At 60.5% G+C, this 21,716-nt stretch carries 27 protein-coding genes; 13 read left to right on the top strand and 14 right to left on the bottom strand.

Translation table 11 applies throughout. The annotated features are described in order from the left end of the window. Positions 1 to 187 (top strand): IS3 family transposase (locus AAF358_21815; GenBank protein MEM7708206.1); only part of this gene is annotated, 187 nt, incomplete at its 5' end. A gap of 1,062 nt (positions 188 to 1,249) precedes the next feature. Here AAF358_21815 and AAF358_21810 read toward each other — a convergent pair. The 4 genes from AAF358_21810 to AAF358_21795 all read right to left on the bottom strand — a co-directional run bounded on the left by AAF358_21810 (position 1,250) and on the right by AAF358_21795 (position 6,455). Further along, entirely contained in the window at positions 1,250 to 1,882 is a 633-nt protein-coding gene (locus AAF358_21810; protein ID MEM7708205.1) for a YiiX family permuted papain-like enzyme, read from the bottom strand. 50 nt (positions 1,883 to 1,932) lie between these two features. Then, positions 1,933 to 2,316 (bottom strand): hypothetical protein, encoded by a 384-nt coding sequence (locus tag AAF358_21805; GenBank protein ID MEM7708204.1) that lies wholly within the window; start codon positions 2,314 to 2,316, stop codon positions 1,933 to 1,935. Between the two features lie 72 nt (positions 2,317 to 2,388). Further along, positions 2,389 to 2,679 (bottom strand): hypothetical protein, encoded by a 291-nt coding sequence (locus AAF358_21800; protein MEM7708203.1) that lies wholly within the window; start codon positions 2,677 to 2,679, stop codon positions 2,389 to 2,391. 329 nt (positions 2,680 to 3,008) lie between these two features. Then, positions 3,009 to 6,455, bottom strand: coding sequence for a hypothetical protein (locus AAF358_21795; protein MEM7708202.1), 3,447 nt, complete (start codon positions 6,453 to 6,455; stop codon positions 3,009 to 3,011). A gap of 206 nt (positions 6,456 to 6,661) precedes the next feature. Between AAF358_21795 and AAF358_21790 the strand changes: the two genes are divergently transcribed. Then, positions 6,662 to 7,378, top strand: coding sequence for an arginyltransferase (locus tag AAF358_21790; protein MEM7708201.1), 717 nt, complete (start codon positions 6,662 to 6,664; stop codon positions 7,376 to 7,378). 41 nt (positions 7,379 to 7,419) lie between these two features. Here the strand turns inward: AAF358_21790 and AAF358_21785 are convergent, their stop codons facing one another. Further along, on the bottom strand, positions 7,420 to 7,893 hold the full coding sequence (locus AAF358_21785) for a copper chaperone PCu(A)C (protein MEM7708200.1): 474 nt from the start codon (positions 7,891 to 7,893) through the stop codon (positions 7,420 to 7,422). Between the two features lie 58 nt (positions 7,894 to 7,951). Between AAF358_21785 and AAF358_21780 the strand changes: the two genes are divergently transcribed. Further along, on the top strand, positions 7,952 to 9,493 hold the full coding sequence (locus tag AAF358_21780) for a DUF4139 domain-containing protein (GenBank protein MEM7708199.1): 1,542 nt from the start codon (positions 7,952 to 7,954) through the stop codon (positions 9,491 to 9,493). Between the two features lie 9 nt (positions 9,494 to 9,502). On the opposite strand, the gene AAF358_21775 is transcribed toward AAF358_21780, so the two are convergent. The 6 genes from AAF358_21775 to AAF358_21750 form a co-directional block, all read right to left on the bottom strand. Beyond that, positions 9,503 to 9,985: a hypothetical protein gene (locus AAF358_21775; protein MEM7708198.1), complete on the bottom strand. Its 483-nt coding sequence runs from the start codon at positions 9,983 to 9,985 to the stop codon at positions 9,503 to 9,505. A 6-nt stretch (positions 9,986 to 9,991) separates the two neighbouring features. Continuing rightward, positions 9,992 to 10,885, bottom strand: coding sequence for a sulfurtransferase (locus tag AAF358_21770; protein MEM7708197.1), 894 nt, complete (start codon positions 10,883 to 10,885; stop codon positions 9,992 to 9,994). Then, positions 10,882 to 11,442: a CoA pyrophosphatase gene (locus AAF358_21765; GenBank protein ID MEM7708196.1), complete on the bottom strand. Its 561-nt coding sequence runs from the start codon at positions 11,440 to 11,442 to the stop codon at positions 10,882 to 10,884. Before AAF358_21765 ends, AAF358_21770 begins: the two co-directional genes overlap by 4 nt. A gap of 73 nt (positions 11,443 to 11,515) precedes the next feature. Next, positions 11,516 to 12,022: a tetratricopeptide repeat protein gene (locus AAF358_21760; GenBank protein ID MEM7708195.1), complete on the bottom strand. Its 507-nt coding sequence runs from the start codon at positions 12,020 to 12,022 to the stop codon at positions 11,516 to 11,518. Positions 12,023 to 12,042: 20 nt separating this feature from the next. Next, positions 12,043 to 12,237: a DUF1289 domain-containing protein gene (locus tag AAF358_21755; GenBank protein ID MEM7708194.1), complete on the bottom strand. Its 195-nt coding sequence runs from the start codon at positions 12,235 to 12,237 to the stop codon at positions 12,043 to 12,045. A gap of 5 nt (positions 12,238 to 12,242) precedes the next feature. After that, positions 12,243 to 12,950: an FKBP-type peptidyl-prolyl cis-trans isomerase gene (locus AAF358_21750; protein ID MEM7708193.1), complete on the bottom strand. Its 708-nt coding sequence runs from the start codon at positions 12,948 to 12,950 to the stop codon at positions 12,243 to 12,245. 348 nt (positions 12,951 to 13,298) lie between these two features. Here AAF358_21750 and pspA point away from each other — a divergent pair, with 348 nt between their 5' ends. The 6 genes from pspA (at position 13,299) to AAF358_21720 (ending at position 16,826) form a co-directional block, all read left to right on the top strand. After that, a complete protein-coding gene (pspA, locus tag AAF358_21745; GenBank protein ID MEM7708192.1) occupies positions 13,299 to 13,991 on the top strand; it encodes a phage shock protein PspA in 693 nt (230 codons plus the stop codon). 6 nt (positions 13,992 to 13,997) lie between these two features. Continuing rightward, entirely contained in the window at positions 13,998 to 14,219 is a 222-nt protein-coding gene (pspB, locus tag AAF358_21740; protein ID MEM7708191.1) for an envelope stress response membrane protein PspB, read from the top strand. Next, a complete protein-coding gene (gene pspC / locus AAF358_21735) occupies positions 14,216 to 14,647 on the top strand; it encodes an envelope stress response membrane protein PspC (protein MEM7708190.1) in 432 nt (143 codons plus the stop codon). Before pspB ends, pspC begins: the two co-directional genes overlap by 4 nt. Positions 14,648 to 14,761: 114 nt before the next feature. Next, positions 14,762 to 15,292, top strand: a complete 531-nt coding sequence (locus AAF358_21730) for an ACT domain-containing protein (GenBank protein MEM7708189.1) — start codon at positions 14,762 to 14,764, stop codon at positions 15,290 to 15,292. Positions 15,293 to 15,516: 224 nt separating this feature from the next. Further along, positions 15,517 to 15,723 carry a cold-shock protein gene (locus tag AAF358_21725; protein MEM7708188.1) on the top strand — a complete coding sequence of 69 codons (207 nt, stop codon included), beginning with the start codon at positions 15,517 to 15,519 and terminating at the stop codon, positions 15,721 to 15,723. A gap of 203 nt (positions 15,724 to 15,926) precedes the next feature. Continuing rightward, on the top strand, positions 15,927 to 16,826 hold the full coding sequence (locus AAF358_21720; protein ID MEM7708187.1) for an HDOD domain-containing protein: 900 nt from the start codon (positions 15,927 to 15,929) through the stop codon (positions 16,824 to 16,826). A gap of 43 nt (positions 16,827 to 16,869) precedes the next feature. On the opposite strand, the gene AAF358_21715 is transcribed toward AAF358_21720, so the two are convergent. Beyond that, a complete protein-coding gene (locus AAF358_21715) occupies positions 16,870 to 17,103 on the bottom strand; it encodes a hypothetical protein (GenBank protein ID MEM7708186.1) in 234 nt (77 codons plus the stop codon). Between the two features lie 105 nt (positions 17,104 to 17,208). Here AAF358_21715 and AAF358_21710 point away from each other — a divergent pair, with 105 nt between their 5' ends. Further along, a complete protein-coding gene (locus AAF358_21710) occupies positions 17,209 to 17,865 on the top strand; it encodes an HD domain-containing protein (GenBank protein MEM7708185.1) in 657 nt (218 codons plus the stop codon). Next, positions 17,862 to 18,722, top strand: a complete 861-nt coding sequence (locus AAF358_21705; GenBank protein ID MEM7708184.1) for an ABC transporter substrate-binding protein — start codon at positions 17,862 to 17,864, stop codon at positions 18,720 to 18,722. The genes AAF358_21710 and AAF358_21705 overlap by 4 nt, the downstream gene beginning before the upstream one ends. Here AAF358_21705 and AAF358_21700 read toward each other — a convergent pair. Continuing rightward, positions 18,696 to 20,015 carry a glycosyltransferase family 2 protein gene (locus AAF358_21700; GenBank protein MEM7708183.1) on the bottom strand — a complete coding sequence of 440 codons (1,320 nt, stop codon included), beginning with the start codon at positions 20,013 to 20,015 and terminating at the stop codon, positions 18,696 to 18,698. The two genes, AAF358_21705 and AAF358_21700, sit on opposite strands and share 27 nt — an antisense overlap. On the opposite strand from AAF358_21700, the gene AAF358_21695 reads away from it, so the two are divergent. Next, the gene (locus AAF358_21695; protein MEM7708182.1) at positions 20,014 to 20,595 is read left to right on the top strand and encodes a tRNA-(ms[2]io[6]A)-hydroxylase; all 582 of its coding nucleotides are present in this window, start codon (positions 20,014 to 20,016) and stop codon (positions 20,593 to 20,595) included. The two genes, AAF358_21700 and AAF358_21695, sit on opposite strands and share 2 nt — an antisense overlap. Before the next feature lie 19 nt (positions 20,596 to 20,614). Here AAF358_21695 and AAF358_21690 read toward each other — a convergent pair whose 3' ends face one another. After that, the gene (locus tag AAF358_21690) at positions 20,615 to 20,830 is read right to left on the bottom strand and encodes a SlyX family protein (GenBank protein MEM7708181.1); all 216 of its coding nucleotides are present in this window, start codon (positions 20,828 to 20,830) and stop codon (positions 20,615 to 20,617) included. A 79-nt stretch (positions 20,831 to 20,909) separates the two neighbouring features. On the opposite strand from AAF358_21690, the gene AAF358_21685 reads away from it, so the two are divergent. Continuing rightward, positions 20,910 to 21,650, top strand: coding sequence for an arginine N-succinyltransferase (locus AAF358_21685; protein ID MEM7708180.1), 741 nt, complete (start codon positions 20,910 to 20,912; stop codon positions 21,648 to 21,650). The last annotated feature ends 66 nt before the right edge of the window (positions 21,651 to 21,716 follow it).

Here is a 21,716-nt window from a genome sequence, read left to right as displayed (position 1 = left end):
GTACAAAGCCGAGCTGATCGAAAAGAAACGTCCCTGGAAAAACCTCAACTCGGTTGAATACGAAACCTTCAAATACGTAGACTGGTTCAATCACCGCCGGCTGATGGAGTCGCTCGGCGATGTGCCGCCCACCGAATTTGAACAGGACTTTTACGAGGCACAGAATGGTCAGGCCACAGCGGTCTGACTCACACCAAACGGTCTCCGGAAAACCCGGGGTGGTTCAAGCTCTCGTGGGGGCCGCCCTGGTGCCCGTATCTAAACTGGGCTTCCAAACGCTGGCCATGGCCAGATGCATCCTGAACAGCAATGACTAAGAAATTGCTATCGGGCGAAAACGCCCAGCGATATTCGCTTCCGCTTAGCGAGATCTTCCTTGAGCCGTTCTTTCCGATAGACATGACCGCCTAACGATTAGCATCAGCTGCCGACGAAACGCGGAGCGTTTTGGCGGTCAGCTGCATGCATTTGTTAGGCATCCGCCCCTTCACACGAGAGGATGCGCATCCTTCAAATGCGACTCTTTGGTAACTGGACGCCATTTTTTCTTCCCTTTTCCCTCCATAACTCTTGCACCTAGCCGCAACCAAGCCACGCGATCTTTGCTACTCAATTGAGTTGCAGCTTGAGAGGAACGATACCCCAGCAGAACCATCGGCTTATTGCAGTGTTTCGGCCAAGCAGACGATTTGGTGCCAATTTCAAAATCTGGCGACCTGGCTCGACGAAGTGCACCGCAAAGACTGCAAGCGAATGTTCTATTTGCTCCCATTCAGTAATGCCTAACGACTAGCATCAGCTGCCGCCGAAGGCGGTCAGCTGCATGCATTTGTTAGAGCGTCCATTCATCGAACGAGGTTTCGGTCTACTTCCATGGACACGTACGCCTCCTCTCCGGAGGGCAATAGAAACATTAGATCGACATCTGAGGCCGCCTTCCAACTGATAACTCTCCCAGCGCCACTGTTTATGTGAACCATGTTGCACGACGAATTCGCCTCAGCATACAACTCGATGGTATCGCCATTGGGAAATTGAACTGTTTCTCGCCGCTCCATCATCCACAGACCTTCTCTCTGCGGATGACGCACCAGATCAAAGACGCCAATCGCCTCTAAAGGACTTTCAGATGCTCCGTGGCAATTCCGGATAAAACTTAGGGTCACAGTTGGATCTTTCATGGCGCTCTAACGACTAGGCTCAGCTGCCAGCGAAGCTGGTCAGCTGCAGCTTTTTGTTATGCCCGCTCCTACCTTTCATATGCCGTCTCGAGCTGGCTGGACTGGAAAATGGCCTCGGGCGAAATGACTGGCTCATTCTCCGGCAGGCCATCTGGATATCTTTCTCTGATTTTGGCTTGAACTAGCTCATGAGAGAAATCGAATGACTCGATCCTCTCCAAAGAACCTAATTCAATGCCAGCACCTAGTTTGTACATTTTCCATACGAGCTCCGAGCAATAGATACGGTCGTCTGACCACTCGAAGTAGAGATCGTAGTCCTTACCGACCATGGTTTGTCCGATGCTCCACATCGCATCGAACTTTGCTTGATCCAGGACCTCTTGTGCCTCCTTGAGCCTCTTTACTACGAAATGGCCATTCTCTCCGCGAGCTATCCACTCCTCCAGAGGAGTTGATTTGACTGGCTGTACTGCTTCGTACACGTAGGGAGCACCTTCACGAACGTAGACGATACCCATATGGCTGTAGACGGAGTCTGTCGCGAGTTGGATCGCTTTGCTCTGAGATGACCTCGACGTGTGGAAAATGATATCGCCGTTCAGAGGCACGTAGCCGTAGTCCTCTGCGCAAACTGATAGCAGAAAAGACCATCCCAACAGAACGAAGGCAAGAGCCGTAATTCGCATAACGCTAAGCATCAGCTGCCGCCGAAACGCGGAGCGTTTTGGCGGTCAGCTGCATGCGCTTGTTAGGTTGGAACTCTCGCCTTAACCCATTTTGAATAATCGAACAATGCATAGAGGTATGGCCCAAAAAGAATGGCAAGAACTGCAGCGCTAGCCGCAAGGTCGGTGAACGAAATCGGGGGATCCGATACAAATGAATAACCCACATTCAGTAATTCCAAGTACAGCACACCAAGCCAAACGTATCGATTTCCAATTCTCTTGCCGTAGCAGTACCCGTAAAGCCCCACGATGCCGACCCATGTAATCGCAGCATAAAAAATCTCAGAAGAGCTCAGGTCAACCTCGGTATCAGTCGCGAGCCAAAGAATGCCCAGCCCGAGGGTCGCGCCCCCAACGATTAGCAAAAAGACTCCAAAATACGCCCTCCACACCCAATGCTTCATTACAAAACCTAACGACTAGCATCAGCTGCCGACGAAACGCGGAGCGTTTTGGCGGTCAGCTGCATGCATTTGTTAGGTGCCGTACGACTTTGATACGCGTTCAATGAGTTTTACCCCTGATAATGACGTGAACATGTAATTCCCAGACTCGACGTTCTCTAGGCATTCACTCATTTCAACTACGACATCGCCTTCCGACAAGACCCTATCCTCTCTGACCCAGCGCTCGAAAGACTCCTCGACACCTGAATGGGAGTAGTCCTCACCAACCATCACGACGCGGGCTCTAGTTTGCTCGCCAGGGCCTACGTCAAGTTCGACTAGGTCTCCGAGCAGTACTGGTTGGCCTGAGTCGTAGAACATGAATTAGGCGCCTAACTACAAATATTGGGACTAAATTCGCTGTATGGGAAAATTTTGCCTGTTTTGCACAATCATGGCCAATGAATTCAATTTGTTAGGTGAGATTAGATGAATCGTAGGCTGGTGATATTTAGAAAATACGGCGAAACAGCAATTCTTTTTACTCGTAGTTATATGAATTGATTAGGTATTTTGGGTCGCTCGGTTTGTCGTTGGAGGCAACGACTCAGGAAATCGAACTCCAGGGGTATAGCCGTCAATCCGAGCGAGCCAGAACAGCTCGGGGAAAGCGTATCCTCAGCTTTCAATGAGGTACGAACCCAACCCGACTAGTGCTCCAGGTTGAGCGGTACATCCGTCAGCGGCACCAGCACAGCCTCGCGTTCGAAGCTGCTCCCTGCGAGTCCTGGATAGGCCACCGACAGGGTCAGCTCGGTCTGGCGTTCCAGCTCCGCAAAGCTCAGCGTCAGGGAGCCGCCCGCCTCGCTGCGGGTCTCGACCAGCTCGCAGTCCGGACAGAACCCCGTGAAGGACAGCATGTCGGTATCGCCGACCAGATCATTGCTTGCTTGACCGATCGTCCAGCGCGGCTCGTTGTTCGCGTCGTAAAAGTAGGCAACGACCACCCTGACGTCGCCGAGGGTGTCGATGGTGAGACCGTACCCAGGCTCCGCCGGGTCAAACCATAGCCCGGTAAACTGGCGCAGCGTACGGTCGTTGGAAAACACGAACCGCTCGAACGATTCACGGCCCGGACGACCGTCAACGGTCCAGCTGAACTCGGCATGCGTGGGGTCAGAAAAGTCGAAGGTCATGGTGCCCACCGAGGTCCCGGTGACGGTCCCGTCAGCGTCGCGGCGATAGCTCAGGAGATCCGCGGTGAAGGACCTTTCTTCGAGCGTCCCGACACCCTGGTACCAGATCGGGATCCCGTCATCTGTGTACGTATACCAGGTGCCCGCAACCTGGTTGCCCGCCAGCTGAATATCCACGCCGTGGCCTGAGCGATCCGGATTGAACCAAAGCCCCTGAGCTGGTCTGAAAGAGGTCGATGCGGCGTCAGCCGGGTTGGATCCCTGATTTAGCTCGACGCCATTGAGGATTCCATCGAGATCGCGATCCAGCGCAAGCCGGTTGCCGCTGCCGGCGGGTACCAAAGTGAACTGCAGCGGGTTATCCGAGGCGGCAAGGCCACGCAGCTGCGCCTTGCTGATGGCCGCCGTGCCGTCGTCGGGAGTGAAGCTGCCGTTCTCAAAGAGCCAGGACGTTTGGCTTGCGCTGACGATCAGCTCGAGCTCGGGCTCCGACTCCGCCAGCGCCACCAGCGTGTCCGATCCATCCGGGCCGCCGGCCAGCGTGGTCTGGTGCCCTACACCTGCGTGGGTGTCCAGACTTAGGGGAACATCCCCTTCATGACCGGTGTTGTCATTGCCGAGCCCCGACCCGCTGAACGACAGGAGAAAGGCAACCAGGTCCGCCACGTCCTGGTCTGAACCCGGCAAGAATTCTTCCAGCGACAGAAAGTTTGCCAGGGAGTCTACCGACCCGTCGTGGACAAAGCCGAAGCCCGCGCGTCCCTCGGCGCTGCGCAGGTCCATCCCGGTTTTTTCGTGCATGTTGCGCAGGTGTGGAATCTTAAAGGTTCCATCGGTCAGGGTCCCGGTCCCTGACACGTGCAAATGATTTTCATCGTTGGGCCCTGTTTCAAACGTCCGCCCGCCTAGCGGCGTACTGTCGAACGGGTCGGATACCCGACCGTTACTGCCCAGTCCGGTAGGCACCGTGTGGCAAGTTCGGCAGCCCGTGGAGTTGCCGCCGATCTGAGAAACGTCCACCAGATCGCGGCTGTCGAACAGCGTTCGGCCCCGAATGGCGTTGCCGCTGCCCAGAGCCTGGCCGGCCGGGGCAAAGCGGCCGCTGGTGACGTGCCCGGTGAGGTCGACCGACGAACTCAGATTGTTGTTGAGCTGCCGATAGGGATTGGGCGGAAATGTCAGCGTCCCAAGAAATGCCTTGAACTGCGCCATCTCGCTTTCGCTCAGAGGCGCGTCGGCCCCCATCAGGCCCACAAATGCTGGATTGAATTCTTCGATCCCATCTCGGTCGCCACGCCAGTGCAGCGGCTCTTTGCCGATAATGTCCTGCAGCGTCTGCGTCACCATCGGTCCCTTTAGGGGATGAAAGTTATCGCAGGGCCTCGCGATGCGCGAGGTGGAGCAGTTCTGATTGAACATTTTGGTTTCGCCACCCGGATCGCCGAGGTCCCACGCCAGGCGGTCGGCCCGACCGTCAACGTGGCAGGACGCGCAGGAAGCGTGACCGAGGCCGGACGTTGCGTGCGTGTCGTAGAAGTGTCGGCGTCCGTCTCGAATCGCCGGCGGCAGCGGGTTGTGAACTGCCAGTCGCGTCAGCTCGCGGCGCGCCGCGATGTCCACCACCGACAGCTCAGCAGAAAAATGATTCCAGACGAAGAGCCGCCGCTGGTCCGCCGCAACCGCCAGGCCCACCGGGCCCTCGCCGACCTCAATCGGCTCGCTGCCGGCTAGACGCTGGCCATCTGAAGCCAGCAGAACAACGTTGTTCGATCCCATCCCCGCCACAAACCCCAGGCTCCCGTCAGCGAGCCAGGTGACGCCCCGCGGGTCTCCCAGCGAGCGCGCCCGCTCGGCCTGAGCGACCGATGGGGTGAGGTAATCCAAATGGGGGTTGAGATCATTGACGGTCGCGTTGGCGCCGCTGACGCGCGCTGACTGAACGCGTAGGAACGTGCCGTTGACGTTCGGCTCAAAACGCACCTCGTTTCTTCCATCGGTGCCGACCATCACCACGGCGCCGGTCGCCGGATTCACGCTGATGGCCATGCCGATATTCATCAGACGGCTGACGTAAGACACGGTTAGGTTCTGAGCGTCGATAACCGCGATGTCCCGATCCGGCAGATCCCAGCCGCTGATCCGACCGGAACGATCGGCGAGTGGCCCCGACACGAGATCTGTCCAGTCACCGTTGTTGTCGTCCAGCCAGCGACCGTCGCTGGTCCTTCGCACGATCTGGCCCACCTGCGGTGCTGCACTCAGACCCACATTGAGCGCCGGCGAAAACCCCTGCCCTTCGTTCGGCGGCGGGTTGGTGCCGCCATAAGGACCGGCGGTGTCGAGCGCGGCGTTCGGCGGAAAATCACCGCGCTGTGTTGCTCCCGCAACCAGCGTTGTGCCGTTACCGGACTCAAAAATGGCGGCGTAGACCGTTTGGCCGTCGGGACTGACGGCCAGCGTGCGGGGGTCTTCCGCGGCAAGCTGCAGCGTCTGCGGCGCCTGCTGCGGGTTTGCGGCGCTGAAGACCTGCAGCTGGTTGACCTGCGACGCGGTGACAAAAGCGCGCTCGGGACCAGCAAACACCACGTCGTAAGGCTCATCGGCCGTGTCGACGGTCAGGCGGACACGCCGCTGCGCCACGTCGATAATGCTCAGCGAATCGGAAATGTGGTTGACGACCCAAAGCTCGCTGTCGGTGCGAAACCGCACCGAAACGGGGTCCAGCCCGACCAGCACCGAACCGGCAAAGACCGGCAGGCCGGTGGATACATCAAATAGCTGCACTCTGGCGTCGGCCGTGTGGGCAACAGCCAGCGTTGTGCCGTCAGGACTCAGGTCCAGCGCATGAACCGGATGGTTCTCCCAGTTCACAAACGGCTGACCAAGAGCCCATTGAGGGGTCACAAATAGCGCTGCGATGATCGCCAACAGCCCAAGCAATACTCGACACCGGTCCGCCATGTGCCTTGCTCCTTACCGTCACATATACCCCTGTACAACGCAGCGGGAATGGCCAGCGCACAGCCAGTTCCTACACAGCCGTCGGATGGTTATAAAGCCCGCCTTAACGTTTGCTGGCGTGCACTGCTAACATAGGGTCGAAGAAGATCCGCCGGGGGGCGGGAGAAAATTGGCAAGGAAGCAGCCAGTTTGAAGATCAGCAAGACATGAGAGATCACTCGACCATTCGAGTTCTGCAAACGGTTAAACACCGCTGCGGGTACTACAGCGACCGCTTCACCCGCAATCTGGTGGTCGATCCGGGTGCCGAACATCTTGACGTTATCTACGACTCCCTGACGGCGAGCGGTTTTCGTCGTGCGGGTGCTCTGATCTTTCGGCCCCATTGCGAGACCTGCAACGCCTGTATCGCCACCCGAATTCCGGTGCCGGACTTCAAGCCAAGTCGCAATCAGCGCCGGGTCGCTGCGGCAAACCAGGACCTCCGGGTGACCCAGTCCCCGGCCCGCTTTACCACCGAGATCTTCGGGCTCTATCGCCGCTATCTGACCGCGCGCCACCCGTCCGGTGGCATGGACAACCCGTCTCGCGAAGACTTCGAAAACTTCCTGCTCAGCCAGTGGAGCCGCACCTTTTTTATGGAAATGCGGCTCGGCGAGGAGCTGGTGGGCATTGCGGTGACCGACCGCCTGAGCAGCGGGCTTTCGGCGGTCTATACCTTTTTTGAGCCGGAGCTGAAGAGCCGCAGCCTCGGCACGTTTGCCATCCTGTCACAGCTGCGGTTGGCGCGAGAGCTGCGGGCCCATTATCTGTTTCTGGGCTACTGGATCGACGGGCATCCCAAGATGGACTACAAAACCCGCTTTCAACCGATGGAGGTCTTCCGCGGCGGCCAATGGACGCGCCAGCAGCGCGATACCTGAACCCGGCCGCGGCCCTCCTGCCTCGTCGTTAACCTTGGATTTCAGCGCGGGGCGCGAACCGGCATCTCGATGATCATCTGTTCACCGTCACCAAGCTGCAGCGTGACGCTGACCGTCTGATCGGCGGATACCGGTCCCTGGGCGCCCATCAGCATCAGATGCAGGCCACCGGGTTCGAGCACAACCGTTTCTCCTGGCCCCACCTCAAGCTGCGGCACCGGCCGCATGCGCGCCACGCCGTCGACCAGCGCAGTCTCGTGGATCGACACGGAGCTAAAGCCCTCGCTGGACGCGCCTGTCAGCACCACCGCATCGTTGCCGGGATTGCTTAACGTGGCGAAGGCTGCCGTCATTTTCATGCCCGGCGGAGGCTGCCGGACATAAGCGTCGGCCACCTCAAGGGGCGCACCACCCTCTGTGCAGCTGGCTAAAAGCAGACTCGTCAGCAGGACGACGACCGTCCTTTTCGCGGCCCAAAGCGGGCTCAATAAACTTGCGTTTGTGTGGTTTTGCATCTTTTGTTCGATTGCGCCAAGGTTGGGTCTTTGCGCTCTTGCGACCACGGAGGCCGCCGTGCTTGAACGCCTTGTCATTGTACTTGCTGCCGCTGCGCTGAGCACCGAAATTGTGCAGGCGCAGCCGACAGACAACCCGCCAGCCGGCGCAACGGATCGTCCCGCCATGACCCAACACAGCATCACCGTCTACAGCAAGGCCAGGCCCGGCGCCATAGACCCTGCCGCCTTCAGCGATCAGGGTGGCTATCGCGCCGAAGTCCCCGGCTACGCCGTTGTCCGAACCGTTCGCACGATGGACCTCAGCGAGCCGTCGGTCGCGTTCACAGACGTCGCGTCCGCCATCGACCCGACAACGGTCGCATTCAAGTCATTGAGCTTTCCCGACAGTACTCGGGTTATCGAGCAAAACTACCGCTACGATCTGGTCAGCACCGCCCGGATGCTCGAACAGTTCCTCGGGCAGGAGCTCACGCTGAAAAACGTGCTGGGCTCCGAGGTTGAGACCTACAGTGGCACGCTGATGACCAGTCAGGGCACCAGCGTTGTCCTGCAGCTGGCTGACGGCCGCCTGGTGAGTCTGGCAGAGGTGGGCAACATCACCTTCCCCGATCTTCCTGGCGGGCTGATTACCCGACCCACTCTGCAGTGGCAAGTTGCCACCGACCAGCCCGGGGACCATGAAGTTGAGGTCAGCTATGAGACCTCCGGCATGACCTGGTGGGCAGACTACAACCTGCTGCTGGACGAACGCAGCGGATGTCAGCTGGATCTCCAGGCCTGGGTCAGCATCGTCAACCAGTCCGGCGGGAGCTTCGACAGCGCTCGGCTGAAGCTCATCGCCGGCGACGTCAATCGCGCACCCAAAGCCACCCCGGTCCAGCCCACGGCCATTCGTCGCAACATGGCGGAAATGACCCAGGCGGACGCTGGCTTCCAGGAGCAAGCCTTTTTCGAATACCACCTGTATACGCTCGGGCGGCCGGCCGACCTCCCCGATCGCTCGCTAAAGCAGCTTGAGCTCTTCCCGACCGCCGTTGGGGTCGAATGTCAAAAGCAGCTGCTGTTCACCGCGGGCTACCGGCCATACGGCGTGTTTTCCGTGCCGTTTACCAAAGCCAGCCATCCGCTGCCCCTGCGCGGCGACGTGGCGGTTGAGCTTCAGTTCGTCAACGCCGAAGACAATCAGCTGGGCCTGCCGCTGCCAGCCGGACGGGTGCGCGTTTCCCAGCGCAACCCCAATGACGGCAATCTGGAATTTATCGGCGAGGACGTCATCGATCACACCCCGCGCAACGAATCGCTAGCCATTGCCCTGGGCAACGCGTTTGACGTCAAAGGCGAACGACGCCAGGCCGATTTTCGCTGGAGCGCTGGTGAGCGGTGGATGGAGGAAACCATCGAGGTTGAGCTGCGCAATCAGAAGCAGGAGCCGGCCACCATTGTCGTGAAAGAGTCGATGCTTCGCTGGTCCAACTGGCGCCTGACCAACCAGAGCCACGAGTTCAGCCAACCCGACGCGGCGACCATCGTTTTTGCGGTTGACGTCGACGCTGAACAGGTTGAAACCGTCCGCTACACGGTTCGCTACGAGTGGTAGGGTGCTGACTCAACGGCGGCGCAGGCTGCTCCGGCGGCTGTTCACGTAACTCTCCATCGCCTTGAGCTGGCGCTCTTCGGCGAGCCGCAGCAGTCGCCTCAGCCAGGCGGCATCCAGCGGGTCCGGCCCCCGAAACGCCGGCGCCAGTGGTTCGCTGTAGCGCCCGATCTGGTTGGCGAGGTTCACGCTCGCATCTTTCATAAACAGGTGCAGATCCTGGCACAAGTCTTTGAGCAGCCGCGGCGTCTGGGTGTTGTCGATGTCCTGATGGGCGCGCTTCAGGGCCATCCAGACAATGTGGGCACGTTCAAAAAGATCGTGTTCGCAGGCCAGGCGAAGACGCACCGCTACCTTGGCAAAATCATCGGCGTCCTGGTGACTCGCCGCCGCCTGCGCCAGCTTCGATAGCTGACTGTCGAGCTCCTCATCCCTCAGCATGAAGCGAGACTCAATTGCGCTCCGCGCCGCCTGGCGAATGGCGTCGTCAAGCACCGCCGCTCACCCGCCGGCTAGGGGATTGTCCGGGTTGGCAATCCACTCGCTCCACGAGCCGACGTAAAGCCTAGAGCCCGTCAGCCCGAGGTGCTCCATGCACGCCAGGTTGAAGCACGCGGTCACACCGGAACCGCACATATGGGTCACCTGATCGGGGGCAACGTTCCCCAGCGTGTCCTGCCATAGCGCTCGCAGCGCTACCTCATCGGCCAGCCTCTCGTCTGCCAGGCTGTCAGCAAACGGTCGGTTCACAGCCCCGGGCACGTGGCCAGCGATTGGATCGATCGGCTCCTGCTCGCCGCGAAAACGATCGGCGGCTCGGGCATCCAGCAGCATCAGTCCCCCCTCGACGGCGGCCTCATTCCCGTTGATCAGGGCCTGGACCTGCTGCTCGGTCACCATCGGCATCGAACCCGAGAAAGGCCCCGGTGTGTCGCTTGCCTCGACCGGCCCGGCCTCATCGGTGGACATTGCGCCGCCAGCAGCCTCCCAGGCCGCCAGGCCACCATCGAGGATGTAAACCTGGTCGTGACCCAGCCAGCGCAGCATCCACCAGGCGCGCGCCGCCATGGCCCCACTCACATCGTCATAGACCACCACCGGCCCCGCACCCACACCCCACGCCTGGCAACGTTGAGCGAAATCCTCCGGCGCGGGCAGCGGGTGGCGTCCCCGCCCCCCCGAATGATCGGCGAGGTCCTGGTCCAGGTCTGCAAAGCGAGCGCCGGCGATGTGGCCGGCAGCAAACAGCTGGCGACCCGCGTGCGGGTCGTCGAGCCGAAAACGGCAGTCGAGCCACAGCGGCGGCGACGCCAGCTCCATGGCCCACGCCGGGCTGACAAAAACGGGTGTGTTGCTCGCCGATTCCGATGGAGGCGATGGATTCGATGAGCTCACTGTTGCTCTCCCCGGGTCTGAACCCGCACAGCAAGGTTGTGAAGCATGGCTGCCGTAGCTCCCCAGATGCGCCAGGACTCGTACTGAATCACGTGGATGCGGGCCGAGCGCCCGGCGCGATGCATGGTCTCTAGACGATAGTTTCCCAAATTCAGCAGGAAATCCAGCGGCACCTCAAAAGCTGCCGCCACTTCCCCCGGATCGAGCTGCAGCGAAGGCGTCCCCTGGACTGCCCCGACCACCGGCACAACGCCGAAACCGGTGATGATCGGTATCGCATCGAGGAATCCGAGCAGCGATACCCGATCCCGCTCAAGTCCGATCTCTTCCTGCGACTCGCGCAACGCCGTGTCGATGTACGAGACGTCGGCCTCCTCGCGCCGACCGCCCGGAAAGCTGATCTGGCCAGCGTGATTGGACAGTTTGTCGGTTCTTTGGGTCAAAATAATGTGCCAGCCGTCCCGATAGACCAGCGGCACTAGGACAGCCGCGGGTACCAGCGGGCGGCTCACCAGGGCGGTCAATGGGTGATCATCAGCGAGCACCGGAACATCCACCGGCGTATCCAGTGACGTTAGCGCTGCGCTCAGCTGTGTGAGGGTTTTTGAGTCCAGCGGCGGATGACTCGACTCAGGACGCCACCGGGTCGGGATTTTCCCAGTAGGCCGCCTGTTCCGGATCAGGTGAAACGCCGTAGCGCCCCTCCCGGTAGATTTCGACCAGCGTTTTGATCGCCTCCGAACAGTCGCTCCCGGCAGACTGTTTGAGCAGGTCCAAACCCCGCTCCCGATCCTGTTCGACCAGCTTGCCGCTCAGGTACATCTTGCCCAGCGCCCAGCCAGCCATGGCGTGACCTGCCTCGCTCGCCTCGTGGAGCCAGTGGAGGGCCTTGGCGTGGTCGGTGCTGCCACCCTTGCTGGCAAGGTGATTAACGCCCAGATGCCACATCGCCTGCCGGTCGCCCAATTCAGCAGCCTTGAGGTATAGGTCGTTTGCGTGATCCATGCCGCGGCCGGCAACCGCACCACTCTCATAGATTGCGCCCAGCAGGATCATCGACGGCGTGTGCCCGAAGGCAGCACGAACGCGGGCGATCGCCCGCAGTAGTGGATAGCTCGGTCCTGCAGCAGCTGGCATCAACCCCAATCGGCGCCGCGTCAGGCGGCCCCCAGACCCTCTATCCGCTGCAGAACCGCGTCGCGCTCGGCCGCCTCCATCACGGCCCAGCGGGTGATTTCATCGGCGGTGCGCTGGCAACCCAGGCAGATCGACTGGGCGTCGAGCGTGCAGATGCCCACGCAGGGGCTGGTCAGCGCCGCAGCGTTGGCGGCGTCAACCTTATCGGTGCTCATGAAAATCAGCTCTTGACCTCAACCAGATTGATGTCGAAGACCAACACTTCGTTCGGGCCCACCGGCGGCTGACCGCGCACACCGTAGCCGAGCTCCGGCGGCACAAACACCTGCCACTTGGCGCCGGGCTTCATGAGCGGCAGCACTTCCTGCCAGCCTTTGAGCACCTGGTTCACCTTGAAGTTGACGGGCTCACCACGGGCGAAAGAGCTGTCGTATTCCAGCCCGGACATGGTCGAGGATCGATAGTGAACAATCACCTCGCTCTCCATGGTTGGGCGGGTGCCGTCACCCTCTTCGATCACGCGATACTGAACGCCGCTGGACATCTCAACAATGTTCTTCTTGCCCTTGTTGTCGGACAAAAACTCCTCGCTTTTGACCTTGTTTTCATCGGCCAGCGCCTTGAATTTCTCCAGCTGTTCAGCGCGGAACTCTTGTTCCAGGCGCTTGAGCAGCGTGACCATCTCCTGCTCGTTGACCCGCGGCTCGCCGCTGTCCAGCGCGGTACGAATCGCCTCGATCACGGTGTCGACGCTGACATCGAGATTGCGCTGCTTGAGATCGCTACCGAACTGATAGCCGATGGAATAGCTCATCTTGTCTTTATCGATGGGCTGCGTTTCCTGTGCCAGCGCCAGCGGCATTGCAAACATTGCTGCTGAAACGAGCGCCAGCCGCGCGGTCAGCCGCGCTGAGAAACCTAGCTTCATTTTTATTCTCCGAACGATTGTGTTTGCCGGACCTACCGACAAGCAAAAATGTCAGCCTGCTGCTTGGACAGGCGCTGAAAGGAGCGACATTCTACTGAACCCGGCCTGCCCTTCAAAGCACCCTGTGGAGGTGCTCAACCCGTCTGCCGCAACGCTGACGCTGTAGAATCGGGGTAATACCCCAACTGTTAGCTAAACAGACCACAGATGGACCCACAGGTTCCCTCCCGCGGCCGCGGTAGATTACGTGATTTTCCCTGTAAATTTAGACGCTTAGAGCAAAACGTCAAATTTGGCACAAAACCTGTATAGATCCTGACCGACTGTAATAACCGGAGTGATCAGCACGTGGGCATCTTTACCCGACTGACAGATATCATCAACGCCAACATCAACGCGGTGCTGGATAAGGCCGAAGATCCGGAAAAAATTGTCCGGCTCATGATCCAGGAGATGGAGGACACCCTCGTGGAGGTCCGCTCAGCCGCCGCCAAGGCGATCGCCGACAAAAAAGAGCGGACCCGCGCGCTGACCTATCTGGACCAGGAGTCGCTGGACTGGGAGCAGAAGGCTGAGCTTGCGCTCTCGCGCGGTCGTGAGGACCTGGCAAAAGCCGCACTGGTGGAAAAGTCGCGGGTCGCGGGACGCGCTGAAGCGCTGCAGAAAGACTTGGACGCAGTCAATGAACACCTCCAGAAACTCAACGAAGACATCAGCAAGCTCCAGGCCAAGCTCGGTGACGCCAAGGACCGCCAGCGTGCACTCACCATGCGCCACAAGGCGGCACAGACGCAGCTCAAGGCCCGCAGCCAAATTCACGATTCACGCATCGACGAGGTGCTGCATCGGTTCGAACACGCCGAGCGAAAGATCGATCGCGTGGAGTCGGAGGCTGAGGCGCTGGACATGGGCCGCAACAAGACGCTCTCCGACGAAATCATGGAGCTCGAGCGCGGTGACGACATCAATCGTGAGCTCGACGCGCTGAAGGCCAAGGTGTCGGGTGCAGATTCCAAGGCGAAAAAAGCGGACAAGGAGTAAACCGAGATGGGAGAAACGCTAGCGATTCTATTTCTGACGGTCGTGGCCCCGATCTGGATCATCAGCCACTACGTCAGCAAAGCCCGCTCTTCCAAAGGCCTGACCCCGGAAGACGAAAGCATGATGTCGGAAATCTGGGACAGCGCAAAGAAGATGGAAGACCGTATCCACACGCTCGAAAGGATCTTGGATGACCAGTCACCGGGCTGGCGAGGCGTTCATTCGTGAGGCGCCGTCGAACACGCCGTCAGAGTCATCGCCCCGGCGGTCCTTCGCGCCGCCTCTACCGCGACCCAAGCCGGCGCTGGATCGCCGGTATCTGTGCCGGTATCGCCAATCATCTCGGCGTGCCGGTGTTTTGGGTGCGACTCCTCGCCGTGCTGCCGATGCTGTCGCCACTGCTGCCGCTTATGGTGCTCAGCTACATTGTGGCCACTCTGCGAATCCCCATGGAGCCGGAGACGCTCTACGAAGATGCAGAAGAGCAGGCGTTTGTTCGCTCCGTGCACCTGGCGCCGTCAGCAACCTTCGGTGAACTGCGCCACCGCATGCGGAATCTTGAGTACCGGCTGCGTCGACTAGAGGCATACGTCACCTCGCCGGAGTTCAACATCGACGAAGATCTCAGAGCACCCTCCAAACTGCGTTCGATCTAGCCCTCCTCAAGAGCCGGCGCCCACACCCCTGAAACCCAGCGCACCGAAACGCTGGGTCCAGGGGCGCCGCCGCGCTACACTTCTTGACCGCTTTTTACCGTAGTGACCCGCAACATGACGCGTTCCCATCAGATGGTCATCACCCTGACTGCCAGTGACCGGCCCGGCGTCATCGATCAGCTGGCTCAGGTCATCAGTCAACATGACGGCAACTGGCTTGATGCCTCACTCGCCCGGCTGGCGGGGCATTTTGCTGGCGTTGTGCTCGTATCGATCCCCGAGAGTCTTGAGGCGAGCCTCTGCGACGGCCTGAAAGCCCTGGAGACCCAGGGTATCGACGCCCGCTGCACCGGCGCTACGCCCCGTCCCGAGGCGGGCGGCACGCTGTATCACCTCGAGCTTCTGGGCAGCGACCGGCCCGGGATTGTCAGCCAGCTCAGTGAGTCGTTGGCCGAACATGGCGTCAACGTGGAACGGCTGGATACCCACCGCGAGGCTGGCTCCATGTCGGGCGCACCGCTCTTTCGGGCCGCTGCCCAGCTGCGGCTACCAGATGGTCTGGATGGTGAGCAGCTGATCGGTGAACTCGAGGGGCTGGCGGCGGACCTACAGGTGACCGTTCAGGCTAACCAAGACCTGGGATGACGCTCTGGGAGGCTCAAGTTACTGCGGACACCCGCCGCTGCGTTCGATGAGCCATAGGGCAATAATCACTGGAACCCCCTGATTCGGTTGCTTACAATGAAACGGCCGTTCATAAGATCGACCGAATTGCGACAACCACTATCTGCCGCCCGATTCACCGGTTTTACGATCAGCACCATCCACCCGTGAGGTGGCATTTTTTATTCACCAAGAGTTTTTTGTAAATGTCTAAGGAAACCGGAACCGTCAAGTGGTTCAACGACGAAAAAGGTTATGGCTTTATCAGCCGTGAAAGTGGTCCCGATGTATTCGTTCACTACCGTGCGATCGTTGGCACTGGCCGGCGCACGCTGCACGAAAACCAGCGCGTAGAGTTTAATGTGGTTCAGGGCCAAAAAGGCCCGCAGGCTGACGAGGTCGTCGCAGTCTGAAGTCTGCATCGGCTGCCGGGCGTTTTCGCTAACCGCCCGGCAGCCGCGGTTTCTTGTAGGCTCTCTCCGCTGCCCGCTCTCGGCGGGCAGCCAGGTCTTTTGCTACCTGTTTTCTCCGCCCCAACCCCGGACTCCGTTCCGCTAAACCCCTGGGCTTAGCCGCCGATAACACTAAGAGTGTTTTCGCAACCAGGCAGAGCCCAGTGACAGCCACCACTCATCGCAGCGCGCCGCAGAGCCCTCTTTCAAAGCCCCGGAACAGTACGGCGGGGTTCTACAGCCAGATTTTCCACGAAATTCAGACCGGCAAGGTGCCCCTGCCCAGTCTGCCGCACCTGGCGCTGCAGCTGCGATCGGCCGTCAGCGACCCGAATTCGGGTTTCGAAACGATCTCGCGAATCATTCAGACGGATCCCGGCGTTGCGTCATATCTCTTGAAACTCGCCAACAGCCCCGCTTTTGCCGCGCGCCACAAGGCCGGCGATCTGGCCAGCGCAATCAATCGGATGGGCACCGGCAGCCTGGTCAACGTCGTCACCACCTACTGCCTGCGTCAGTTGTTTCGAAGCCGCTCGCCGGCGCTGCGCGACGCGTTGCGAGAGGTCTGGGTGCGCTCTGCCCGGCTCGGCGCAACCTGTGCGGTGATCTCCCGCGAAGTCACGCGCCAGAACGCCGACCGCGCGCTGCTCGCGGGACTGCTGTCCAACATCGGCGCCCTGCCCCTGATCCGCGCGGTAGCGGAGCGGGTGAACCTGAACGAAAGCCCGCAGATGATCAACGAAGTTCTGGAGCAATACGGCCGGCAGGTCGGCGTAATGATGCTCACCAACTGGGGCTTTGACGAGTGGCTGATTGACGCGGTTCGGAACTACCGGCAGTGGCACTACGTCAGCGACGAGAAGAAGTCATACACCGATCTGATGCTGGTTGCCGACCTGCTGCTGAAGAAGTCGGTCGAAACCACTTTTGTGCCGCCATCGCTTAACACCGTCCCTGCGGTCAGTCGTTTTATGACCATTTGGCCCGATGTCGACTGGACGCCGGCGCTGATCGAACAGCTGGAACAGCAGGTTCGGGAAACTGAGGCAGATCTCAGCGGCTGAGCGCAAAAGTGGCCGGGCTACGCCGGCCCGGCGGGCCTCGACCTCAGGTCGGACGGTCTTTGGATTTGGGGTTGTCCTCGGCGTCGGGCGACTCAGTCTTCGGCGCATCGTCGTCTTCCGCGTCATCAGGCGCTTTCGAGTTATCTGACTTATCTAATTGATCTTTATCAGCTTTCTTGAGATCAAAGATAAATATGCTGTCGCCTGCAGCCTGCGCAGCACCAACGCCCGCCAGCGTTAGCAGCAGGATCAATGTCGTTAAACCGGATCGTTTCATACGCTTACTCGAGCCACGGCGTGGCGGCAAATTTGGCGGTCCGGGCGCATTATGCGATAAAGCGCGCTGTCTTTCCTTACAGCAACGCGAAAAACTTTCAAAACTGTGACCTTTGACAGTCGTCCATTTCGTCAGCTCGTCAGCGAGCTGACCGCAACCGACCCGGCCCACGACCTGCAGCACATCGAACGAGTTGTGGCCAATGCCACCCGCCTCGGTATCGCCGAAGGCGCCAACATGGATGTGGTTTTGCCCGCCGCCTGGCTCCACGACTGCATCACGCTGCCCAAGAACTCGCCCCAGCGAGCAGAAGCATCCACGATGGCCGCGAACCGGGCGCGTGAGCTGCTGGCTGATCTACATTGGCCGGTCCACGACCACGACGCCATCGCCCACGCCATCGAGGCCCACAGCTTCACCGCAGCGATCAAACCCAGAACGCTGGAGGCGCAGGTCGTGCAGGACGCCGACCGGCTCGACGCTATCGGGGCGATCGGCATCGCCCGCTGTTTTACCGTCGGCGGGGCGCTCGGATCGGAGCTCTATAGCGCTGACGATCCGTTTTGTGAAGAGCGCAGCCCGCACGACCGCCAGTTCAGCGTCGATCATTTTTACCAGAAGCTGCTGAAGCTCAGCCATACGATGCAGACCGAGGCAGGACGGCGGGAAGCGAAGCGGCGCACCCGCGCGATGCGCCTTTTTCTGGAAGAGCTGGCGCGGGAAATCCGAGCGGACTCAGGTCCTGCGGAAGTGCCGGCATGACGGGTGAAACGCTCCGGATCGGCGGTGTACCCGAACACTTCAATTTTCCATGGCACCTGGGTCGACGCCTGGGAATGTTTGCCGAAGCCGGGATCGACCTGCGGTGGCAGGACTATTCCACCGGCACCGGCGCCATGGTGGCCGACCTCACAGATGATTCGCTCGATCTGGCGGTGCTCCTAAGCGAAGGTGCCGTGGCGGCCATCAGCGGCGGCGCCGAGCTGAGCATCCTCGGCTGGACGGTCAGTACCCCCCTGATCTGGGGTGTCCACGTACCGCCCAACGAACCTGCCGAAGAGCTGGCTGCTCTCATCGACCCTCGCATTGCCATCAGCCGCTTCGGCTCAGGCTCGCACCTGATGGCCCACGTGCTGATGCAGCAGCGATCGTTGGAAGAACGCTGGGGCGGTCACTCGTTTGTGGTGGTGAACAATCTTCCCGGTGCCGCCAAAGCCTTCTCGGAGGGCCGCGCCGATCTGTTTATGTGGGAACAGTTCACGACCCAGCCCAGCGTCGACGCCGGACACATGCGTCGCCTGGACACCTGTCCGACACCATGGCCACCGTTCTGCCTGTGCGCCTCCCAAAGGCTGCTGGAATCCCGGCCAGAGCTCGTGCGGGCGCTGGTGGAAACCTATTACCAGGCGGTGTCGCAGGCGCGATCACAGCCGGATCTGGAGCAGCAGATCGCCGACTATTATCAGCTGGCGCCGGCGCAGGTAGCCCAGTGGCGGAACCTCACACGGTGGACCTCAGATCCATCGATCGACCCCGCGGAGCTTCGCAGTATCATCAACCAGCTGGCCTCGCTCGAGCTGGCCCGCGCTGACCTAACGCCGGCCGACTGTCTTGACTAGCAGCCCACCGCGGCACAGTCCGCGGTAAACGGTGAGCAGCGTCTCGACCGGGCTAGATCCCATGTCAGCAGGCATCTCGACACCCAGTCGTTGGAGCAGCTGCGCTGCCGCCTGACCGACCGGCACCTTCGGGTAGCGCTCCGCGGTCGCCTGATGGATCAGCTTCATGGCCGCAAAGTTGTTGAACCAGCGCAGCACGCGCCGCTGGAATGCCGCCCGGCTTGCGGTATGCGCCTGGATTTCGGCCAGACGCTCCGGCCAGCCGGCCCCGGCGAGAAAAGCCTGCACGCTCGCGGGCAGCGTCTTATCGAGCCCACCGCGGTCTTCGTCATAGTAAGCCGGAATGCGCGCGAGCCAGACGGCGAGATCATCGAAAACCTCCGGGGCATAGGTGTGCCACTCGCCCTCGTCCTGCGCCGCCATCGCTCGTCCCGTGCCGAAGGGCACCCGCCAGGAGCGTCGCGCTGACGGCTGCACCGCAGTGTCCGTCAGATCGGAAAACGACCCGGTCTCCGCCAGCTTCTGGACGAAATAGTAGTCCTCGCCGGCCTGGCGCCGGTTCATCCCACCCTGATCCATATAGGCATCGGATCGGACCGCCATGCATGAACCTACCGTGTGAAACACGTGTGGCATACCAGCATGTCGCAGCCCCTGGACAAAATAGCGAAGGTGCAGCTCATAGCCCGCGATCGCCTCACGGTTCGCCGCATCATCCAGCGAATGCTCAAAATATAGGCTGGCGCCCTGACAATCGGGATCAGCCTCAAAGTGCTGCCGGACGGCGCACAAATAGTTGCGATCCACCAGACAGTCGGCATCGAGGCACAGCAAGATTCCCTCCCCGCTCCGGGACGCCAGCAGCCGGGTGAGCGCGGCGTCTAGGCCGAGTTTCCGAGCCAGCCCCACGCCGGCATGACGCTCGGGCAGATCCCCGCAGAGCACAAAATGCTCCTGGATTCGCTGCGGACCGCGGTTTTGACCCTTTTGCAGCGTCTGCCGGTTCACCAATCGTTGCTTCTCGTCAGCGGACTCGGCGTGATTGATCAACACCAGGATCTCAACGGTGCAGTCCGGCAGCTCACAGCGCTGCAGGCTGGTCAGCGTTGCCGCCAGCTCCGGCTCGGCCAGCGCGGGAATCACCACAATGATTCCCAGGTCGTCGGGAACCGGGCTGGCAAGAGCGGGGTCATTACCTTTGATCAGATCCAGCCCATGCCTGCTAAAATACCGGTTTGCCCGCTCGCGACGCTGCCGCGCCGCGCGATCCAGCCAGAAATCAAATTGCATCATGACCCGACGTTCCATTGATCTTGTCACCGCCACCGACCCGGACTGGGTGCAGGTGGTGCTGGACAACTTTGACGAGTTCCTCGCTGACCACGCAAACTGCGAGCGCAAGGCTTCCGCGCTCGCCATGAGCCTGGTGGTGAAGTATCCCGACCGAGAGCCGATTATCCCAGCCCTGATCGAGCTGGCCCGCGAGGAGCTGGTGCATTTTCAGCAGGTTTATGACCTCATGCGGCGCCGCGGCGTGAGCCTGATCAGCGATGAACCCGACCCTTACGTCGGCGAGCTGCAGAAGCTTATGCGCCACGGGCGCGAGGAACGGTTTATCGACCGTCTGCTGATCTCTTCGGTCATCGAATGCCGTGGCGCAGAGCGTTTCGGCATAATCGCAAAAGCGCTTACCGACCCGGAGCTCAAGGCGTTTTACCACGAGCTGTGGGCTGCGGAAACCAAACACGGCCACCAGTTTGCCGATATGGCTCGGAAGCTTTATGGGGACGACATCTACCCGAGGCTTCAGGAGCTGATGGAGGCTGAATCAGAGATCGTCACCCGCCTGCCCTGGCGCGCTTCGCTTCACTGATCAACGGCCACGGCACGCATCAATAGTGCGGCGGGGGCTGATCGTCCGCGCCGTCGACCAGCCCGGACGTCTGTTCCAGTGATCCCAGTCGCTGCGCGAGTACCGCCACTGCCCGCTCCAGTTTGTCGATCTGCTTCTGCTGCGTCACCACCACCGCGTCCAGCTGATTCAGCGTATTTTCCTGAAACGCTACGCGAGACTGCAGGTCGACGAGCTCATCGGAGTTCTTATTCATCTGCCTTAGGTCGGTCCGCCAACCGCGCCTTTCAAGCACCGGTCGACGACAGCGTGTTGCCTGCGTTAGGCTCCGCACCATGAGCGAACCAAATATCGACGATCAGCCGGGACCGTCCAGCGGGGCTCCCGCAGGCACGGAAAAGAAGAAAGGCTTTAGCGGGCTGCAGGTCCTTGGGATCAGCGCCCTGGTCATGCTGGTGACCGTGGCGATTACCACCGCGGTGGTCTGGCGCTACGTGTTCCCGCGCCAGTTTGAGCCGGTAGCGCTCAGCGAGCGCGAGCAGGTTCAGCTGGAAGAGAAGATCGAGCGCTTAGGCTTCTCGGCGGAGCTGGCCAGGGATGACGCGCTAGCCAACGCCGTTGAACCGGGTGGCATCGAGCCGGGTGGTCGCCTCGAGCCCGAAAAATACTCCGAGGCGGGCGCAAGCCGCGAGGTATCGTTTTCCGAACGCGAGCTCAATGCGCTGCTGGCCAGCAACACGGATATGGCGCAGCGCCTCGCTATTGATCTGGCAGACGACCTGGCCAGCGCCCGGCTGCTGATCCCGCTGGATCCGGACTTTCCGGTGCTTGGAGGCAAAACCCTTCGGGTCAATGCCGGCCTGGAGGTTGCCTTTCGCGGAGGTCGGCCGGTTGCGATTCTTCGTGGCGTCAGCCTCATGGGCGTGCCGCTGCCCAACGCCTGGCTGGGCAACCTCAAGAACGTTGATCTGATCGGTGAGTTTGGCGGGGATCCGGGATTCTGGAATTCGGTCGCCGCCGGTATCGAGTATCTGGAGGTCCGCGACGGTCAGCTTGAGCTCAAGCTCAAGGAGTAGCGAAGAAGCGGCGCACTAAAGTTCCTGGCACCCGCGCCGAAAATAATCAGCGCAGGGGGTGCAGAC

The sequence above is a fragment of the Pseudomonadota bacterium genome (assembly GCA_039033415.1).
GTDB lineage: Bacteria > Pseudomonadota > Gammaproteobacteria > Xanthomonadales > SZUA-38 > JANQOZ01.
The sequence above is the reverse complement of the archived record's forward strand: the minus strand, read 5'-3'. Positions and strand labels throughout refer to the sequence as shown.

What these genes read in the sequence shown, in the direction of transcription:
- AAF358_21725 (MEM7708188.1), top strand. Translation starts at nt 15,517, where the DNA reads ATGTCTAAGGAAACCGGAACCGTCAAGTGGTTCAACGACGAAAAAGGT.
- AAF358_21755 (MEM7708194.1), bottom strand. Translation starts at nt 12,237, where the DNA reads ATGAGCACCGATAAGGTTGACGCCGCCAACGCTGCGGCGCTGACCAGC.
- AAF358_21730 (MEM7708189.1), top strand. Translation starts at nt 14,762, where the DNA reads ATGACGCGTTCCCATCAGATGGTCATCACCCTGACTGCCAGTGACCGG.
- AAF358_21700 (MEM7708183.1), bottom strand. Translation starts at nt 20,015, where the DNA reads ATGATGCAATTTGATTTCTGGCTGGATCGCGCGGCGCGGCAGCGTCGC.
- pspB (MEM7708191.1), top strand. Translation starts at nt 13,998, where the DNA reads ATGGGAGAAACGCTAGCGATTCTATTTCTGACGGTCGTGGCCCCGATC.
- AAF358_21785 (MEM7708200.1), bottom strand. Translation starts at nt 7,893, where the DNA reads ATGCAAAACCACACAAACGCAAGTTTATTGAGCCCGCTTTGGGCCGCG.
- AAF358_21800 (MEM7708203.1), bottom strand. Translation starts at nt 2,679, where the DNA reads ATGTTCTACGACTCAGGCCAACCAGTACTGCTCGGAGACCTAGTCGAA.
- AAF358_21685 (MEM7708180.1), top strand. Translation starts at nt 20,910, where the DNA reads ATGAGCGAACCAAATATCGACGATCAGCCGGGACCGTCCAGCGGGGCT.
- AAF358_21690 (MEM7708181.1), bottom strand. Translation starts at nt 20,830, where the DNA reads ATGAATAAGAACTCCGATGAGCTCGTCGACCTGCAGTCTCGCGTAGCG.
- AAF358_21790 (MEM7708201.1), top strand. Translation starts at nt 6,662, where the DNA reads ATGAGAGATCACTCGACCATTCGAGTTCTGCAAACGGTTAAACACCGC.
- AAF358_21750 (MEM7708193.1), bottom strand. Translation starts at nt 12,950, where the DNA reads ATGAAGCTAGGTTTCTCAGCGCGGCTGACCGCGCGGCTGGCGCTCGTT.
- AAF358_21715 (MEM7708186.1), bottom strand. Translation starts at nt 17,103, where the DNA reads ATGAAACGATCCGGTTTAACGACATTGATCCTGCTGCTAACGCTGGCG.
- AAF358_21760 (MEM7708195.1), bottom strand. Translation starts at nt 12,022, where the DNA reads ATGCCAGCTGCTGCAGGACCGAGCTATCCACTACTGCGGGCGATCGCC.
- AAF358_21695 (MEM7708182.1), top strand. Translation starts at nt 20,014, where the DNA reads ATGACCCGACGTTCCATTGATCTTGTCACCGCCACCGACCCGGACTGG.
- AAF358_21705 (MEM7708184.1), top strand. Translation starts at nt 17,862, where the DNA reads ATGACGGGTGAAACGCTCCGGATCGGCGGTGTACCCGAACACTTCAAT.
- AAF358_21810 (MEM7708205.1), bottom strand. Translation starts at nt 1,882, where the DNA reads ATGCTTAGCGTTATGCGAATTACGGCTCTTGCCTTCGTTCTGTTGGGA.
- AAF358_21795 (MEM7708202.1), bottom strand. Translation starts at nt 6,455, where the DNA reads ATGGCGGACCGGTGTCGAGTATTGCTTGGGCTGTTGGCGATCATCGCA.
- AAF358_21805 (MEM7708204.1), bottom strand. Translation starts at nt 2,316, where the DNA reads ATGAAGCATTGGGTGTGGAGGGCGTATTTTGGAGTCTTTTTGCTAATC.